Below are 17,075 nucleotides of genomic sequence, written 5' to 3' on the forward strand. Positions count from 1 at the left end.
GAGGGACCCCCATCGCCCACCCGTGCCGCCTGGGGGTCCCCCCTGCTCGAAGAGCTTGGGGGAGGCACGACTGCCCGCAGCTATGCAGGCCGGGGTTTCACAATCGCGGTTCCACTCTTGCGATCGCTCTCAACGCCCCCGGCATGAAACGGGACATGAGGTGTGCGCCGCGGGCCTCCGGGGTCACCGGTACCAGCGCCTCGTTGCGGGTCACCGCTCGCAGGATCGCCTCCGCGACCTTCTCCGGCGGGTAGTTGCGCATCCCGTACAGGCGGGCCGTCCGCTTCTGGCGGCGGCGTTCCTCCTGCGCGTCCACTCCGGTGAAGCGTGCGGTGGAGGTGATGTTGGTGTTGACGAAGCCGGGGCAGATCGCCGTCACGCCGATGTCCTGGCCGGCGAGTTCGGCGCGCAGGCACTCGGACAGCATCAGGACGGCCGCCTTGGAGGTGCTGTAGGCGGGCAGCGCCTTGGAGGGCTGGTACGCGGCGGCCGACGCGATGTTGACGATGTGGCCGCCCTGGCCCCGCTCGGCCATCTGTCCGCCGAAGAGACGGCAGCCGTGGATGACACCCCACAGGTTGACGTCCAGGACCTTGCGCCAGTCGTCCGGCGTCGTGGTGAAGAAGGAGCCCGACAGCCCGATCCCGGCGTTGTTGACCAGCACGTCCACCACGCCGTACTCGTCGGCGACCTTCTCGGCGAGCTTCTCCATGGCCTGCTCGTCGGAGACGTCGACGGTCTCCGCCCAGGCCTTGGGCGCGCCGAGCAGCCGGGACAGCTCCGCGGTGCGGGCGGCGGACTCCGCGTCCCGGTCCACGGCCACCACGCGCGCGCCCGCCTCCGCGAACGCGAACGCCGTCGCCCGCCCGATCCCGCTGCCGGCGCCGGTGACCAGCACGAGCCGGCCGCCGAACCGTTCGAAGTGGCGCCCGGAGGGCTTCGCCTCGGGGCGGCCGCCCTCGACGCCGGTGACGAATTCGTCGATCCATGCGGCCAGTTGATCGGGGCGGGTGCGCGGTACCCAGTGCTTGGCCGGCAGCGTCCGCCTGGTCGACTGCGGAGCCCACCGCTCCAGTTCGTCGTACAGCTTCTCGGAGAGGAACGCGTCCCCCAGGGGCGTGATGAGCTGCACGGGCGCGTGCGCGTACGCGTCCGGGCGTGGCCTGAGCAGGCGGGAGCGTACGTTGTCCCGGTACAGCCAGGCGCCGTTCGCGGCGTCCGTGGGCAGCGAGGACGTCGGGTAGTCGCCGCCGGGGACCTTCTCGACCCGCTCCAGGATCTTCGGCCAGCGTTTGCCGAGGGGGCCGCGCCAGGCCAGTTCGGGCAGGGCGGGCGTGTGCAGGAGGTACACGTACCAGGACTTGGCGCCCTGGCCCAGGAGCTGGCCCAGCCGGCGAGGTGTCGGGCGCTTCACGCGCGCGTTGATCCAGTGACCGAAGTGGTCGAGGGACGGGCCGGACATCGAGGTGAACGATGCGATGCGCCCCTCGGTGCGCTTGACCGTGACGAACTCCCACGACTGCACCGAACCCCAGTCGTGGCCCACCAGGTGCACCGGCCGGTCCGGGCTGACCGCGTCCACGACCGCCAGGAAGTCGTCGGTGAGCTTCGCCAGCGTGAAGCCGCCGCGCAGCGGCTTCGGTGCCGTCGACCGGCCGTGACCCCGGATGTCGTACAGCACGACATGAAGTCCGTAGTGGTCGGCGAGGCGGACGGCGACCTCCGACCAGACCTCCTTGCTGTCCGGGTAGCCGTGCACCAGGACCACCGTCGGCTGTGCCGGGTCCCCGAGCTCCGCCACGCACAGCTCGACCCCGCCCGTCCGCACCCGGCGCTCCCGTGCGCCCTTCAGCGTCGTCACTCGTCCTCCGCCCAGCGCCGCACGTGCGGCAGATCGTCGTCCAGCCAGAAGGCGCTCTGTTCGGGGTCCCGGGAGTCGGTGACGACCAGGATCTCCTCGAACTTCGCGCCCGTACCCCGGAAGCCGAGGTGGGGTTCGACCGCCCACAGTCCCGGCTGCGGCGGGTGGTCGGAGAAGCGGTACGGCGACCACAGGGGCGACCAGCCCTCGCGGTGCCCGTGCAGCGCGTCGGCCGCCAGGCCCTTCAGGGACTGGGTGCCGAATCCGAACAGATGCGGCGACCAGCGGCGCTGCCGCACCCGGTCCACCTTGTGCGCGATCACCCCGAAGGGGTACGCGCGATGCCGGTTCGCGTAGCCCTGGCGGACCATGAGGTGGTCCACGTGCTCGTAGATCTCGCGCAGCGGGCGCCGCTCGCGCACCTCGCGCAGGATCAGCTCACGGTGCGCCTTCAGGTCGGCCATCAGCCGGTCCTGCACCGGGTTGAGGCCGAGCGAGCCCGAGTAGCCGATGTCCGCCGTGTATCCCTCGTACACCGGGGCCATGTCCAGGATGAACGGCATCCCGGGCGCCAGGCGCCGGTCGGTCGGGAAGAACTGGAGCGGCACGCGGAAGTTCACGAACGCCGTCCGGTCCCCGAACCAGGCGAAGGGCAGGTGGAACCAGTCCCGCACACCCCGCTCGCGCAGCCACTCGCGCTGCATGCGCGCAGCCTCGCGCTCGGTCACTCCGGGCTCCAGCTGTGCCGCCACCGTCTCGGCGCACTCGTACGCGAGGCGCTGGACCCGTCTGAATCCCCGCAGCTCCACGGGGAGTTCGCTGTTCACTGCCGTCGTCATGCCGCCCCGTCCCGTCGACTGCGGTACGCGTCCGTAACTTGACACTGGTGAATGTGACAGTTGTTAGAGGCGGCGTCAATAGGCGGGATCATGAGCTGTGGATAACTCTCAGGAAGGGCATCCCCTAGGGCCCCGTACGACTGGAGTCTGACGCCAAGACGGCTCTCGGGTCTGACGACTTGCGTGGTGCGCGTCACTACCGTCGACGACGTGACTGTGATCGCGACCGAAAGCCTGAGCAAGCGGTTCCCCCGGGTGACCGCGCTTGACCGGCTCTCCGTGGACGTGGGACCCGGTGTGACGGGGCTCGTGGGTGCCAATGGAGCCGGCAAGTCCACACTGATCAAGATCCTGCTGGGTCTGTCCCCCGCCTCCGAGGGCCGCGCCGAGGTGCTCGGCCTCGACGTCGCCACCAAGGGCGCCGCCATCCGCGAGCGGGTCGGCTACATGCCGGAGCACGACTGCCTGCCGCCCGACGTCTCGGCCACCGAGTTCGTCGTCCACATGGCCCGCATGTCCGGACTGCCCCCGGCCGCCGCCCGCGAGCGCACCGCGGACACCCTGCGCCACGTCGGTCTGTACGAGGAGCGCTACCGCCCCATCGGCGGCTACTCGACCGGCATGAAACAGCGGGTGAAGCTCGCCCAGGCGCTGGTCCACGACCCGCAGCTGGTCTTCCTGGACGAGCCGACCAACGGCCTCGACCCGGTCGGCCGCGACGAGATGCTCGGCCTGATCCGGCGCATCCACACCGACTTCGGCATCTCGGTCCTGGTCACCTCGCATCTGCTCGGCGAACTGGAGCGCACCTGCGACCACGTCGTCATCATCGACGGCGGCAAGCTCCTGCGCTCCAGCTCCACCCGGGACTTCACCCAGACCACGGCCACGCTGGCGATCGAGGTCACCGACACGGACGAGCACCCCGACGGCACCCGCGCGGTGCGCGACGCGCTGCACGCGCGCGGGGTGAACACCCTCGACGAGGGCAGCGGCCTGCCCGGCGCCGGACACATCCTGCTGCTCACCGCTACGGGCGAGGAGACCTACGACCTGGTGCGCGACGTCGTCGCCGATCTGGGCCTCGGCCTGGTGCGCATGGAGCAGCGCAGGCACCACATCTCGGAGGTCTTCACGAGCGACACGGACAGCGACGCACAGCGGAAGGAGGCGGTCGGCCATGGCGGTTGAGCCCACCGTGACGACACCGGCGGGTGACCAGACCCGCATCCACAACATCGGCTACCGCAGCTACGACGGCCCCCGACTGGGCCGCGCCTACGCCCGCCGGTCCCTGTACTCGCAGTCCCTGCGCGGCTCCTACGGCCTCGGCCGCTCGGTGAAGTCCAAGGTGCTGCCGATGCTGCTGTTCGTGGTGATGTGCGTGCCGGCGGCCATCATGGTCGCGGTCGCCGTCGCCACCAAGGCGCACGAACTGCCGGTTTCCTACACCCGCTACGCGATCGTGATGCAGGCCGTCATCAGCCTGTACATCGCCTCGCAGGCGCCCCAGTCCGTCTCCCGCGACCTGCGCTTCAAGACCGTACCGCTGTACTTCTCGCGGCCCATCGAGACCGCCGACTACGTCCTCGCCAAGTTCGCGGCACTGGCCTCGGCGATGTTCGTCCTGACCGGTGCCCCGCTGCTCGTGATGTACGTGGGCTCGCTGCTGGCCAAGATGGGCTTCGCCCACCAGACCAAGGAATTCGGCCAGGGACTGGTCTCCGTGACGCTTCTCTCGCTGCTCTTCGCCGGTATCGGCCTGGTCATCGCGGCCGTGACTCCGCGCCGCGGCTTCGGCATCGCGGCCGTGATCGCCGTCCTGACCATCTCCTACGGCGCGGTCTCCACCCTCCAGGCCATCGCCGACGCCCAGGGCAACACCGGCGCGGTTCCGTGGATCGGCCTCTTCTCGCCGGTCACGCTCATCGACGGAGTGCAGTCGGCCTTCCTGGGCGCCTCCTCCGCCTTCCCCGGAGGGGCCGGCCCGTCCAACGGGGAGGGCGCGGTGTACGTCCTCGTCGTCCTGGGCCTCATCGCCGCCAGCTACGGCCTCCTGATGCGCCGCTACCGGAAGGTGGGACTGTGACCACGCTCTCCATCGACCACGTCTCCCGCTGGTTCGGCAACGTGGTCGCCGTCAACGACATCACCATGACCATCGGCCCCGGCGTCACCGGCCTGCTCGGCCCCAACGGCGCCGGAAAGTCCACCCTGATCAACATGATGGGCGGCTTCCTGGCCCCCTCCACCGGCTCGGTCACGCTCGACGGGCAGCCGGTGTGGCGCAACGAGCAGATCTACAAGCACATCGGCATCGTCCCCGAGCGCGAGGCGATGTACGACTTCCTCACCGGCCGCGAATTCGTCGTCGCCAACGCCGAGTTGCACGGCCTGGGCGCCAAGGCCGCCCAACGGGCCCTGGCCACGGTCGAGATGGAGTACGCACAGGACCGGAAGATCGCCACGTACTCCAAGGGCATGCGGCAGCGCGTGAAGATGGCCTCCGCGCTGGTCCACGACCCCTCGCTGCTGCTGCTCGACGAGCCCTTCAACGGCATGGACCCGCGCCAGCGCATGCAGCTCATGGACCTGCTCCGGCGGATGGGCGACGAGGGCCGCACGGTGCTGTTCTCGTCCCACATCCTCGAAGAGGTCGAGCAGCTCGCCCGGCACATCGAGGTCGTCGTCGCGGGACGGCACGCGGCCAGCGGCGACTTCCGCAGGATCCGCCGCTTGATGACCGACCGCCCGCACCGCTATCTGGTCCGCTCCAGCGACGACCGCGCCCTCGCGGCCGCGCTGATCGCCGACCCGTCGACGTCCGGCATCGAGGTCGACCTGACCGAAGGTGCGCTGCGCATCCAGGCCGTCGACTTCGGCCGCTTCACGACCCTGCTGCCGAAGGTCGCCCGGGACCACGGCATCCGGCTGCTCACGGTCTCGCCGTCCGACGAGTCCCTCGAGTCCGTCTTCTCGTATCTGGTCGCGGCGTAGGAGGCCGAAGATGTACGACCCCACAGTCGCCCGGCTCACCTACCGGGCCCTGCTCGGCCGTCGCCGGGCCCTCATCCTCGGCGCGCTGCCGATGCTGCTGATCGCGATCTCCGTGGTGGTGCGCGGCCTGGCCGGCGCCGACGACCAGACCGCGGCCGACCTGCTGGGCGGCCTGGCGCTCGCCACGATGGTGCCGATCATCGGCGTCATCGCGGGCACCGGTGCGATCGGTCCGGAGATCGACGACGGCTCCGTGGTGTATCTGCTGTCCAAGCCGATCAAGCGGCCCACGATCATCTTCACCAAGCTGATCGTGGCGATCGCCGTGACCATGGTGTTCTCCGCGGTGCCGACCCTGATCGCGGGCTTCGTCCTCAACGGCAACGGCCAGCAGATCGCCGTCGCCTACACGGTCGCGGCCCTGGTCGCCTCCATCGCCTACGCGGCCCTGTTCCTGCTCCTGGGCACGGTGTCGCGGCACGCGGTGATCTTCGGGCTCGTCTACGCCCTCGTCTGGGAGGCACTGTTCGGCTCCCTCGTCTCGGGTGCCCGCACGCTCAGCGTCCAGCAGTGGGCGCTGGCGGTCGCCCACAAGGTCACCGGTGGTGACCTGGTCACCTCGGACGTCAGCCTGACGACCGGCACGGTGCTGCTGGTCTCGGTCACCGTGCTGGCCACCTGGTACGCGGGTCAGAGACTGCGGTCGCTGACGCTGGCGGGCGAGGAGTAGGCGCCGGCCAGGAGCAGGCACATCGGCCTTGACGGGGGCTTCACCCCCGTCCGGGCACACTGGATCCGGGGATGCACTGCTGGGAGGCACGGGAATGGCTGACGAGGCGCTGCCGTACGACGAGTGGGACGGGGTCGTCCTGGACGAGGACTTCATACGGTCCGCGGAGACGTCCGAGCCGTCCGCCCGTGCCCGCATGCTCGCCGCCCGCTGGCGTGCCGAGTCGCCGGAACCGCAGCCGTGGCGCTCCGACGAGCCGCCCGCGGGGTGGTTCTTCAGCAAGTCACGTCGGCGCAGGTGGCGCCGCCGGTAGGGCGGTGGTGCGCACCGGCTGATGCGGGTTCTGCGCACCGGTTAATTCAGTGGCGCCCAACTCGGGGGCGGGGCAGAGTGTTTGTGCCCCACCCGCCGGGACGGACCCGGCGTCACGATCTGGGAGAGGAGCCGGGCGATGCCCATGCACGGCAGTACGCCCAGCTCCCGACAGGGCAGTTCGCAGCGGACTCCGGAGTAGCCCTTACCTCTCCGTGGAGCCGTGGACTGCCCGGGGCGGCCGCTTCGAGCACGCGATGTCGCTCTCGCGTGGGCCGCCCACCCGGAGGATTGGCCGAGTGGTAAGGCACTGGCTTGCTAAGCCATGGTCGGGTCGAGAGGCCCGCGCACGTTCGATCCGTGCATCCTCCGCGAGACGTTGTCACTGGGACTTGGCCGGATTTCAGGGCTGGGGTGCGTCAAGAGGCCCCCGGTGCTGCAGGCTGTGCCCACCCTCCCCCACTCTCGGCTTCGCTCGAGCGGGGGGACCCCCATCGCCCTGCGGAACGACTGCCCACAGCAGTTGGGGACGACTGTCCACGGCAGTGGTCGGAATCGTCGTGGCTGTCGTCAGCCCAGCAGTCGTTCCAGTACCACCGCGATGCCGTCCTCCTCGTTGGAGGACGTCACCTCGTTCGCCACTGCCCTCAGTTCCTCGTGGGCGTTGGCCATGGCCACGCCGCGGGACGACCAGGTGAACATCGGGATGTCGTTGGGCATGTCGCCGAAGGCGATCGTGTCGGTGGGCTCCAGGCCCAGGCGTCGGGCCGCCAGGGAGAGGCCCGTTGCCTTGGACAGGCCGAGCGGCAGCAGCTCCACGATGCCCTCGCCCGCCAGGGCGACCGTGACGAAGCCGCCCGCGGCCCGGCGGGACGCCTCGGCCAGCTCGTCGTCCGAGAGGGTGGGGTGCTGTATGTAGATCTTGTTCAGCGGCGCGGCCCAGACGTCGGACACGTCCGTGAACGGCGTCGCCGGGAGCCTTCCGGTGACCGCGTACCCGGGGCCGACCAGCACCTTGCCGTCGAGGCCGTCCTGGCTCGCCGCGAGGAACAGCGGGCCCACCTCGGCCTCGATCTTGGCCAGGGCCACCCTCGCCAGGCGGCGGTCCAGGGTGACGGAGGTCAGCAGCCGGTGCTCGCCGGCGTCGTACACCTGCGCGCCCTGTCCGCAGACGGCGAGGCCCTGGTATCCGAGGTCGTCGAGGACGTGCCGGGTCCAGGGGGCCGCGCGGCCGGTGACCACGATGTGCGCCGCGCCCGCCGCGGTGGCCGCGGCGAGCGCGTCACGGGTGCGCTGTGAGATTGATTCGTCGGAGCGCAGGAGCGTTCCGTCGAGATCGGTGGCGACCAGTCCGTACGGGAAGGCGCCGCTCACTTGGCCACCGGCTCCAGGACCTCCCGGCCGCCCAGGTACGGGCGCAGCACCTCGGGGACGCGGACGGAGCCGTCGGCCTGCTGGTGGTTCTCCAGGATCGCCACGATCGTGCGCGGTACGGCGCACAGCGTGCCGTTCAGCGTCGCCAGCGGGCGGACCTGCTTGCCCTCGCGGACGCGGATCGACAGGCGGCGGGACTGGAACTCGGTGCAGTCCGAGGTCGAGGTCAGCTCGCGGTACTTGCCCTGCGTCGGGATCCACGCCTCGCAGTCGAACTTGCGGGAGGCCGAGGCGCCCAGGTCACCGGTGGCGACGTCGATGACGCGGAACGGCAGCTCCAGCGAGGTCAGCCACTGCTTCTCCCACTCCAGCAGGCGCTTGTGCTCCTCCTGCGACTCCTCGGGAGTGACGTAGGAGAACATCTCGACCTTGTCGAACTGGTGGACGCGGAAGATGCCCTTGGTGTCCTTGCCGTGCGAGCCGGCCTCGCGGCGGAAGCAGGGCGAGAAGCCTGCGTAGCGCAGCGGGAGGCGGTCCGCGTCGATGATCTCGTCCATGTGGTAGGCCGCCAGCGGCACCTCCGACGTGCCGACCAGGTAGAGGTCGTCCTTGTCGAGGTGGTAGACGTCCTGAGCCGCCTGGCCGAGGAAGCCGGTGCCCGCCATGGACTGGGGGCGGACGAGGGCCGGGGTCAGCATCGGTGTGAAGCCCGCGGCCGTCGCCTGGGCGATCGCCGCGTTCACCAGGGCCAGCTCCAGCAGGGCGCCGACACCGGTGAGGAAGTAGAAGCGCGAGCCGGAGACCTTGGCGCCGCGCTCGACGTCGATCGCGCCGAGCAGCTGGCCGAGCTCCAGGTGGTCCTTGGGCTCGAAGCCCTCGGCGCCGAAGTCGCGGATGGTGCCGTGCGTCTCCCGCGTGACGAAGTCCTCCTCGCCGCCGACGGGCACGTCGGGGTGGACGAGGTTGCCGAGCCTGAGCACGAGCTCCTGGGTCTCGGCGTCGGCCGCGTCGCGCTCGGCGTCGGCGGCCTTGACGTCGGCCTTGAGCTGCTCGGCGCGCTTGAGCAGCTCGGCCTTCTCGTCCGCGGGGGCCTTGGGGATGAGCTTGCCGAGCTGCTTCTGCTCGGCGCGCAGTTCGTCGAAGCGGACGCCGGACGACCTGCGCCGCTCGTCGGCAGACAGGAGGGCGTCGACGAGCGCGACGTCCTCTCCACGGGCGCGCTGGGACGCGCGCACACGGTCGGGGTCCTCACGGAGCAAGCGAAGGTCAATCACGGGCTCAAGGCTACCGGTGCGGGGTTGCCGCTCACGAATCACTATTCCAACGGGTTCCGATTCGCGGCTTACGTTCCGTTATGGGCGAATTGCCGAGCGTGTCAAGGAAAAGTGTCTCACTCCCTGGGACGGGGCAAGCGGCAGGCGTCGTGTTGACTCGATTCCCTTGTGGAGAACGGGATTTGGAAGCCCGGTTGTCCACAGGGGTCCACACTCCGGGAAGAGTTATCCACAGGCTGTGCGGAAGGTCTGTGGATTTCGGAATTGATCACTCCGGAAGCGTTCGACGGGCCGAAGAATTCCCCACCCAAACCGCCCTGACACCTACTTTCGGGTGGAAAGTGGTCGCCCCAAAAGATGAACCAAAGGAAACGAGTGGACGAAGGGTGACCTGTGTGCCGGTGGCCCCATCTGGGAGTTGCAGGGCGATTTGTCGACTGAGTGGCACTTCGTTGTCGACTTGTCCCCAGGTCGAGAAGAGCGCCTGTGGATAACTCCTGTGGACAACGAAGGTATGCAGGTAGGACTGGCTAGAAACGGCCGTCCTGGCACCGCGCCACCCAGTCCGCCGCCGTGACGAACTCCTCGTCCGACGTCCCCGGCAGCGTGGGCCGGACATCGTCGGGCTTGATGTCGGCGCGCGGGTACGAGCCGAGGAACCGCACCTGCAGACAGATCCGCTTCAGCCCCATCAGGGCCTCGGCCATCCTGCGGTCGGAGATATGGCCCTCGGCGTCGATGCAGAAGCAGTAGTTGCCGATGCCGGCGCCGGTGGGCCGGGACTGCAGCAGCATCAGGTTGATGCCCCGGGTGCCGAACTCGCCGAGCAGGTCGCGCAGCCCACCGGGGTGGTCGTCGCGCTGCCACAGCACGACGGAGGTCTTGTCCGCGCCGCTCGGCGCCGCGGGCCGGGCCGGCCGGCCCACCAGGACGAACCTGGTCTGCGCGTTCTCCGCGTCGTGGATCCCGGTCTCCAGGGGCACCAGACCGTACCGGGCGGCCGCGAACTCACCGGCGAAGGCGGCGTCGTACCGGCCCTCCTGGACCAGCCGGGCGCCGTCGGCGTTCGAGGCGGCCGACTCCCAGACGGCGTCCGGGAGGTTGGTCCTGAGCCAGTTGCGGACCTGCGGCTGGGCGGCCGGATGGGCGGTGACCGTCTTGATCTCGGACAGCTTGGTGCCGGGCCTGACCAGCAGCGCGAAGGTGATCGACAGCAGCACCTCGCGGTAGATCATCAGAGGCGCGCCCGCGACCAGCTCGTCGAGGGTGGTCGTGATGCCGCCCTCGACCGAGTTCTCGATCGGCACGAACGCGGCCTCGGCCTCACCGGCGCGCACGGCGTCGAGAGCGGACTGCACCGAAACGTACGGGATCAGCTCCCGGGTCGCCGCCTCCGGAAGTGTGCGCAGGGCCACTTCCGTGAACGTGCCCTCGGGGCCGAGATACGCATAGCTCGCTGGCATGTCCTCACCCTAATGGCCTCGGGGAAACGGGGCTCACGTGTCTCACGGCAGCCCCTCCCCTGAGTGAACCGGGGCGCGCTCAGCCCTCCAGCAGCCGCTGGCCCACGTACTCTCCGCGGGCCGCCCCGCCCGGCACGGCGAACAGGCCGCTCGCCTCGTGGCGGATGTACTTCGACAGCGCGTCGCCCCGGTCGAGCTTGCGCTGCACCGGCACGAAGCCACGCAGCGGATCCGCCTGCCAGCACACGAAGAGCAGCCCCGCGTCGGGCACCCCGTCCGCGTCGAAGCCGTCGTGGTACGAGAACGGGCGCCGCAGCATGGCCGCGCCCCCGTTCTGGTCGGGCCGCGTGATCCGGGCGTGCGCATTGCCCGGAACGACGTAGTTGCCGTGGGCGTCGGCCTTCTCCAGGTCCATCGTGGTCGTCTCGGTGCCCCCGGACAGCGGCGCCCCGTCGGACTTGCGGCGCCCGATGACGCCCTCCTGGGCCTTGACCGAGAGCTTCTCCCAGTCGTCGAGGAGCATGCGGATACGGCGTACGACCGCGTAGGAGCCGTTCGCCATCCAGGCCGGGTCGCCGGAGCCGGACGCCGGGACGAAGATCCGCTTGTCGAAGTCGGCGTCCGCCGGCTTCGGATTGCGGGTGCCGTCGATCTGGCCCATCAGATTGCGGGCCGTCATCGGGTGGGCAGTGGCGCCCGGGGTGCGGTTGAAGCCGTTCATCTGCCAGCGGACGCGGGCCGCGCCGCCCGCCTCCTTCTGGATCGCGCGCAGGGCGTGGAAGGCGACCAGGGCGTCGTCGGCGCCGATCTGCACCCACAGGTCGCCATTGCTGCGCGCCCTGTCGAGGTGGTCGGAGGAGAAGTCGGGCAGCGGGTCGAGGGAGACCGGGCGCTGTTTGTCCAGTCCGGTCCTGGCGAAGAAGCTGTTGCCGAAGCCGAAGGTGATCGTCAGCGACGACGGGCCGGCGTCCCGGGCCACGTCCGTGTCGTCGTGCGCGGCCGCCTCGCCCGCCATCAGCCGCTCGGCCGTCGTCGACCACCGGCGCAGCAGGGCGGCCGCCTCCTTGCGGCCCGCACCCGCCGTGAGGTCGAAGGCGACGAGATGGCCCCGGGCCTGGAGGCCCTCGGTGATGCCGGGCTGATGTTTCCCGTGAAACATCGCCCGGCCGGAGCCCACCGAGGTCAGCGGGGTGGCCTGGGCGGGTGCGGCCGCGTATCCCACGGCCCCGCCCGCCGCACCGAGCACAAGCCCGGTCGCACCGGCGGTGCCGAGCAGCTTCCGCCGCGATATCCCCTCGTGGGGGTCGCCGTTCCCCGGAACGGCCCCTTCGGGGGCGATCGTTTCGGAGGAGGTGGACTGGTCGGTCATGGTGCGGTTCAGCCGATCTGCGCGTTCTTGGAGACGGACGTCTGGTCGATGTCGGAGGTCCGCACGGTCACGGCGATCTTCCATTCGCCGGCCATGGGGATCTGCACCCCGTCCGCCGCCCAGTGCCCGGTGGCGATGTGGTCGGGGGTCACGGGAAGGGGCCCGATCTTCTTGGCCTCCAGGGTGAAGGCGACCTTCACCTCGGGGATGTCGAAGGCCCGGCCGTTGGGCCGCTGTACGTAGACGTGCATCTCGTTGCCGCCCACGCGCGCGGGGTCGAGGTCGAGTCGTACGACGCCCTTGCCGTCCTTGCCGCCGGTGTCGAACGGCATGTCCAGGGTCAGCGCCCCGGAGGTCGAGGACGACGAGGAGGACGAGGAGGACGACGACGTGGCGGCCTTGGCCTCCTGCTCGGTGCGTCCAGGCTCGGTCTGGGTCAGCACGGTGGTGACGGCGAGCAGGACGACCGCTACGCCCGCCTCCACGAACACCGAGCGGCGCAGGCCGAAGCGGTTGGGGTCGGCCTTGCGCAGTCGCTTCTGCCGGGTGGCGTCCACGGCGGCCCGCTGCCGGGAGAGCTGGGCGGCACGCTCGGAGTCACCGGCCGCGGCCGGTGCCGTGACGTGCTCCTTGGCGGGCAGCTCGGCCTCGGCCTGCTCCGTGGTGGCCGTGGTCGCCGCGGTGTCCGTGAGCCGCGCCGTCCAGCGCCGCGAGATCCACGCGATGCCGACGAGCAGCAGGACCAGCCCGATCTTGACGAGCAACAGCTGTCCGTACCGGGTGTCGGTGAACGCGGACCAGGAGCCGAGCTGGCGCCAGGACTGGTAGATGCCGGTGGCGACCAGCGCGGCCACGGACCCGAAGGCGAGGCGGGAGAAGCGGTGTACGGCGGCGGCCTCGACGGGTGTGTCGGCGGGCGCCCGGTGGAGCGCGACGAGCAGGGCGACGAGTCCGCCCAGCCAGGCGGCGACCGCCAGCAGATGGAGCACGTCGACGGGCATGGCGATGCCCGGCTGGAGCCCGGTCGAGGCGTGCTCGGCCATCGCCCAGCTCGCCGCCAGCCCGGCGGCGACCACGGTCCCGCCGATGGCGAGCCCGAACCTGAGGTCGCGCTTCTCCTCGTCCTCCCGCTTGTCGTAGGTTCCGAAGAGCACCGCGATGAACAGCGCGGCCGCGGCGAGCAGCAGCAGCCTGGAGACCAGCGCGGCGCCGGTCTTGGTCTGCAGCACCTGGCCGAGCAGGCTCAGGTCGAAGACGTCGCCGAACTTCCCCGAGGTGGTGTAGGAGCCACGCAGGAGCAGCAGCCACAGGGTGGCCGCGGTGAGCGCGAGCCAGCCGCCGACGACGAGCCGCTGCAGCGCCCGCACCCCGGAGCCGCGCTGCCAGCAGGCGAGCACGAAGGCGCCGCCGCCGACCAGCACGATGTAGCCGGCGTACGACACGTACCGCCCGAACCCGTACAGCCAGCCCACGACTCCGCCGCCCGCCGTCTGGCCGGAGACGGAGACGGTGGTCATGGACGGGGCGCCGACGGAGAAGGTGTAGGCACCGGCGACGGGGTGGCTGTCCGCGGAGACGACCTGGTAGGTGACGGTGTACGTGCCGTTGCCCAGACCGCTCTTGAGCTGCACGGCGTAGGTCGTCCCGCTCACGTCGGACGGCTTGCCGACGTCCACCCGTTTGCCCTTGGGGTCGAGGACGCGCAGCGAGTCGTCGTTCATCGCCACCTTCTCCGAGAAGGTGAGCGACACCTGGTCGGGGGCCTTGTCGACCACCACCCCCTGCGCGGGGTCGCTGCCGGTCAGCGCGGCGTGCGCGGAGGCCGGACCGGCCCCGGCGAGGAGCGCGCCGGTGACGGCCAGGAACAGCAGCACCAGGGTCCGTAGGCGGGGGGCGGTGGTCCGGGTCAAGGTGGTCCCTCCCTCAGTGTCCGGTCGACGGGTTGTACGTGGCGGACTTCACCGGCATCTCGACGGTGAGGGGTCCGGACTTGGCAAACTTCAGCTTCAGCGTGATCGTGTCGCCCTGCTTCGGCCTGCGGTTCAGCTTCTCGAACATCAGATGGTTGCCACCGCTCCTGAACACGAGTCGGCCGTGTGCCGGGACGGCGAAGGAGGTGACCTCCTGCATGCTGCCGCCCACGGTGTCGTGCATGGTGACCCGGCCCGCGACGTCGCTGGTGACGGAGGTCAGCTCGTCCTTCGCGGCGCCCTTGTTCGTTATCGTCAGAAAGCCGGCGGCCATGTCGGCGGAGACCGGCTGGGGCATGTAGGAGGCGCCGACCGACAGCTCGGCAGCCGTGTCGTCGGATCCGCCGCAGCCCGCGAGGGTGAGCGCGCCCGCCAGCACGGCGACGGGTACGGCGAGACGCCTCACGGGTTCGCTCCCTCGATGATCTTGGGCAGATCCTTGGTGTAGTCGTCGACGGTGGCGTCCTCGCCGTAGAGGAGGTAACCCCCGTCGGTCTTCGGCGAGAAGGCGACGACCTGGGTGCCGTGGACGGAGACGATCTTGCCGTTCTTGTCCTTCTTCGTCGGCTCGATGGAGATGCCGAGGGAGCGGGCGCCGGCCTGGATGGTGGCGAAGTCGCCGGTCAGGCCGATGAACTCGGGGTCGATGCCCTTGAGCCACTTGCCGAGCTCGGACGGCGTGTCGCGGGCCGGGTCGGTGGTGACGAACACGACCCGCAGCTTCGCCTGCTCCGCCTTGGACAGCGACTTCTTGGCGACCGCGACGTTGTTCATGGTCAGCGGGCAGATGTCGGGGCAGTGCGTGTAGCCGAAGTAGACCAGCGTCGGCCGGCCCTCGGTCTCCTTGCGGAGGTCGTACTTCTTGCCGTGTGTGTCGGTGAGGACCAGGTCCGGCTTCTCGAACGGCTTGTCGAGGAGGGTGGCGGCCTTGGCCGAGCCGGACTCCTCGGAGACCACGGCGATGGGCGACTTGCCGTCGTCACCACTGCCGCAGGCGGAGAGGGTCAGGGTGGCGGCGGCGAGCAGCGCGGCCGCGGCGAACGTCTTCTTGCGCATAGAAAAATGTCCCAGATGTGAGAGCTCCGGAGCGCACCGGGGGTCGTACGCAAGAGTCGCACGACCCCCTGTGCGCGGTGCGGGCGGCGGGGGTCAGGCGGCGGACCGCCGGCGCCCGGCGAGCACGCCGTACGCGACTCCCGCCGCGCCGACGACGATGCCCGCCACGCCGAGTACGCGTGCGGTGGTGTCGCTGCCGCCGGAGGAGCCGGCGTCCGACGCGGCCGCGGTCTCGGTCTTCTTGTCGGAGGCGTCCTCGGCGGTCGTGGAGCCGTGCCCGTGCTCATCGGCGGATGCGGCGGACAGGGTGAGGACGGGGGCCGGGTTCTCGGGCTCCTCCTGGCCGTCCTGCTGCACCTCGATCCAGCGCACGACCTCCTTGTTGGAGTACGTCTGGACCGCCTTGAAGACGAGTTCGTCGGTGTCCTCGGGCAGAGTGCCCAGGGAGAGCGGGAACTTCTGGAAGTAGCCGGGTTCGATGCCCTTGCCGTCGGCGGTCCAGGTGACCTTGGTGACGGCCTCGTCGATCTTCTTGCCGTGCATCTCCAGCGGCTTGTCCAGCTTGGACTTGGTGACCTCCGTCGTCCAGCCGGCGACCGGCTGCGGCATCACGGAGGCCAGCGGGTGGTCCGCCGGGAAGTTGACCTCGACCTTGGTGGTCGAGGCGTTGTCGCGCTCGTTGGGGACCTTGAAGTCGACGACCGCGTAGCCGCCCTTGGCCGCGGTGCCCTCGGGCTGCACGGACACATGTGCGAAGGCGGGCGCGGAGAGGGCGAGGACGGCCGAGCCCGCGACGGCAGCGGCGGCGGCGAGACGAGAAACCTTCATGGCGTGGAGCACTCCACTCTGTGTGAGTTCCGGTGAAAGAAGGGGGGCGCGCACGAAGTGCACGCGCGCGTGCCGCACGACGGCGGCCGGCCCCTCCGTCCCGGTCCGGGTGGAGTGGTGTGGTGTGGTCGCGTCGCGTCAGGCAGCGAGGACGAATGCGGCGGCCGCGGGCGGGCCGCGCCGGATCACCGAGTGCTGGAGTGCGGTTGCGTGGGGTGCGGGTGGTTCGTCCCCGGCGGTGCGCAGCTGTCGCGGGCCCGCCTCGGGAGCGGCCGGAAGCCCGGCGCACAGGGCACGCACCAGGGCGAGCGCCCCGCGCAGGGAACGTACGAGCGCCCCCTCGGCGACTCCATGCGCCGACAGCTCCAGCAGACGCAGCACGGCCAGGTCGCCGCGGCGCAGCAGCCAGCCGACGGCCACCGCGGCGAGCACGTGAGCGAGCAGCATCGGCAGGGTCGGCAGCAGCGACTCCGAGGAGCCGGTGGCGTCCGCCGCGTGGTGCATGGCGCTCATGTCCGTGCCGGAGCCGGTGAGCAGGTGCGCCTGGGAGAGGATCCGGTAGGCGTGGGCCGGGGTGATCGCCGCGACGCCGGTGCCGCAGACGAGCCGCGCGGCCCGCTCGACCAGCGTGGTGTCGCTCATCCCGGCCATGGAGCCCATCGACATCGCGCCGGACGACATCGCGCCGGACGACATGGCACCGGACGACATGCTCGCCGTACCGTGCTGGCCCAGCCCGAACAGCGTGTGCAGCAGGGTCTGGCCGAGCGCGAGCAGCGCGACGATTCCCGGCAGTGAGCGCTCGCGTCCGGCGAGCGGCGCCACGAGCACGAGGGCGCCGAGGAAGCCCGCGCCCAGCGTCCACAGCGGAACGGTGGCGCAGGAGGCCAAGGTGTGCCCGGCCGCGGCCAGCACGACACAGACCGCGGCGAACACCGCGGCCCGCAGGATCCGGAGTCGGTTTCCGGAGCGCGCCGTGCGCTGGTGGGGGGCAGTCATGGC

Annotated in this window: 16 protein-coding genes and 1 tRNA gene; 6 read left to right on the forward strand and 11 right to left on the reverse strand. The window is 70.5% G+C overall.

All coding sequences use genetic code 11. The annotated features are described in order from the left end of the window. Window positions 1–97: 97 nt before the first annotated feature. Complete coding sequence (locus tag AB0I54_RS30930; protein WP_363299504.1) at window positions 98–1,861, reverse strand: SDR family oxidoreductase; 1,764 nt, start codon at window positions 1,859–1,861, stop codon at window positions 98–100. Next, entirely contained in the window at window positions 1,858–2,700 is an 843-nt protein-coding gene (locus AB0I54_RS30935; RefSeq protein ID WP_363299505.1) for a M24 family metallopeptidase, read from the reverse strand. Before AB0I54_RS30935 ends, AB0I54_RS30930 begins: the two co-directional genes overlap by 4 nt. Before the next feature lie 216 nt (window positions 2,701–2,916). Here AB0I54_RS30935 and AB0I54_RS30940 point away from each other — a divergent pair, with 216 nt between their 5' ends. The 6 genes from AB0I54_RS30940 to AB0I54_RS30965 all read left to right on the forward strand — a co-directional run bounded on the left by AB0I54_RS30940 (window position 2,917) and on the right by AB0I54_RS30965 (window position 7,111). Then, window positions 2,917–3,891: an ABC transporter ATP-binding protein gene (locus AB0I54_RS30940; protein WP_363299692.1), complete on the forward strand. Its 975-nt coding sequence runs from the start codon at window positions 2,917–2,919 to the stop codon at window positions 3,889–3,891. Further along, window positions 3,881–4,789, forward strand: coding sequence for an ABC transporter permease subunit (locus AB0I54_RS30945; RefSeq protein ID WP_363299506.1), 909 nt, complete (start codon window positions 3,881–3,883; stop codon window positions 4,787–4,789). Before AB0I54_RS30940 ends, AB0I54_RS30945 begins: the two co-directional genes overlap by 11 nt. After that, entirely contained in the window at window positions 4,786–5,697 is a 912-nt protein-coding gene (locus AB0I54_RS30950) for an ABC transporter ATP-binding protein (protein WP_363299507.1), read from the forward strand. Before AB0I54_RS30945 ends, AB0I54_RS30950 begins: the two co-directional genes overlap by 4 nt. 10 nt (window positions 5,698–5,707) lie before the next feature. Continuing rightward, window positions 5,708–6,427 (forward strand): ABC transporter permease, encoded by a 720-nt coding sequence (locus tag AB0I54_RS30955; RefSeq protein WP_363299508.1) that lies wholly within the window; start codon window positions 5,708–5,710, stop codon window positions 6,425–6,427. Between the two features lie 94 nt (window positions 6,428–6,521). Beyond that, on the forward strand, window positions 6,522–6,740 hold the full coding sequence (locus AB0I54_RS30960) for a hypothetical protein (protein WP_363299509.1): 219 nt from the start codon (window positions 6,522–6,524) through the stop codon (window positions 6,738–6,740). Between the two features lie 284 nt (window positions 6,741–7,024). Beyond that, a tRNA-Ser gene (locus AB0I54_RS30965) sits at window positions 7,025–7,111 on the forward strand. Window positions 7,112–7,309: 198 nt separating this feature from the next. Here AB0I54_RS30965 and AB0I54_RS30970 read toward each other — a convergent pair. The 9 genes from AB0I54_RS30970 to AB0I54_RS31010 form a co-directional block, all read right to left on the reverse strand. Beyond that, window positions 7,310–8,113 (reverse strand): HAD family hydrolase, encoded by an 804-nt coding sequence (locus AB0I54_RS30970; protein WP_363299510.1) that lies wholly within the window; start codon window positions 8,111–8,113, stop codon window positions 7,310–7,312. Next, window positions 8,110–9,387: a serine--tRNA ligase gene (serS, locus tag AB0I54_RS30975; RefSeq protein ID WP_363299511.1), complete on the reverse strand. Its 1,278-nt coding sequence runs from the start codon at window positions 9,385–9,387 to the stop codon at window positions 8,110–8,112. The genes AB0I54_RS30970 and serS overlap by 4 nt, the downstream gene beginning before the upstream one ends. Before the next feature lie 530 nt (window positions 9,388–9,917). Further along, window positions 9,918–10,850 (reverse strand): prephenate dehydratase, encoded by a 933-nt coding sequence (gene pheA, locus AB0I54_RS30980; protein WP_363299512.1) that lies wholly within the window; start codon window positions 10,848–10,850, stop codon window positions 9,918–9,920. Window positions 10,851–10,929: 79 nt separating this feature from the next. Continuing rightward, window positions 10,930–12,303, reverse strand: a complete 1,374-nt coding sequence (efeB, locus tag AB0I54_RS30985; protein WP_363299513.1) for an iron uptake transporter deferrochelatase/peroxidase subunit — start codon at window positions 12,301–12,303, stop codon at window positions 10,930–10,932. Then, window positions 12,228–14,129, reverse strand: a complete 1,902-nt coding sequence (locus AB0I54_RS30990) for a copper resistance protein CopC (RefSeq protein WP_363299514.1) — start codon at window positions 14,127–14,129, stop codon at window positions 12,228–12,230. The genes efeB and AB0I54_RS30990 overlap by 76 nt, the downstream gene beginning before the upstream one ends. A gap of 13 nt (window positions 14,130–14,142) precedes the next feature. After that, on the reverse strand, window positions 14,143–14,595 hold the full coding sequence (locus AB0I54_RS30995; protein WP_363299516.1) for a copper chaperone PCu(A)C: 453 nt from the start codon (window positions 14,593–14,595) through the stop codon (window positions 14,143–14,145). After that, window positions 14,592–15,245 carry an SCO family protein gene (locus tag AB0I54_RS31000; RefSeq protein ID WP_363299517.1) on the reverse strand — a complete coding sequence of 218 codons (654 nt, stop codon included), beginning with the start codon at window positions 15,243–15,245 and terminating at the stop codon, window positions 14,592–14,594. Before AB0I54_RS31000 ends, AB0I54_RS30995 begins: the two co-directional genes overlap by 4 nt. Window positions 15,246–15,338: 93 nt before the next feature. Then, a complete protein-coding gene (locus AB0I54_RS31005) occupies window positions 15,339–16,073 on the reverse strand; it encodes a YcnI family protein (RefSeq protein WP_363299519.1) in 735 nt (244 codons plus the stop codon). 138 nt (window positions 16,074–16,211) lie between these two features. After that, on the reverse strand, window positions 16,212–17,072 hold the full coding sequence (locus AB0I54_RS31010) for a hypothetical protein (protein WP_363299520.1): 861 nt from the start codon (window positions 17,070–17,072) through the stop codon (window positions 16,212–16,214). Between the last annotated feature and the right edge of the window lie 3 nt (window positions 17,073–17,075).

This window comes from Streptomyces sp. NPDC050625 (genome assembly GCF_040654755.1).
In the GTDB taxonomy this organism is placed as follows: Bacteria; Actinomycetota; Actinomycetes; order Streptomycetales; family Streptomycetaceae; genus Streptomyces.

Bases quoted from the DNA above. Each gene is read 5' to 3' on its own strand.
- AB0I54_RS30935 (WP_363299505.1), bottom strand. From the start codon at position 2,700: ATGACGACGGCAGTGAACAGCGAACTCCCCGTGGAGCTGCGGGGATTC.
- AB0I54_RS30945 (WP_363299506.1), top strand. From the start codon at position 3,881: ATGGCGGTTGAGCCCACCGTGACGACACCGGCGGGTGACCAGACCCGC.
- AB0I54_RS30955 (WP_363299508.1), top strand. From the start codon at position 5,708: ATGTACGACCCCACAGTCGCCCGGCTCACCTACCGGGCCCTGCTCGGC.
- AB0I54_RS30960 (WP_363299509.1), top strand. From the start codon at position 6,522: ATGGCTGACGAGGCGCTGCCGTACGACGAGTGGGACGGGGTCGTCCTG.
- pheA (WP_363299512.1), bottom strand. From the start codon at position 10,850: ATGCCAGCGAGCTATGCGTATCTCGGCCCCGAGGGCACGTTCACGGAA.
- efeB (WP_363299513.1), bottom strand. From the start codon at position 12,303: ATGGAAGATCGCCGTGACCGTGCGGACCTCCGACATCGACCAGACGTC.
- AB0I54_RS31000 (WP_363299517.1), bottom strand. From the start codon at position 15,245: ATGCGCAAGAAGACGTTCGCCGCGGCCGCGCTGCTCGCCGCCGCCACC.
- AB0I54_RS31005 (WP_363299519.1), bottom strand. From the start codon at position 16,073: ATGAAGGTTTCTCGTCTCGCCGCCGCCGCTGCCGTCGCGGGCTCGGCC.
- AB0I54_RS31010 (WP_363299520.1), bottom strand. From the start codon at position 17,072: ATGACTGCCCCCCACCAGCGCACGGCGCGCTCCGGAAACCGACTCCGG.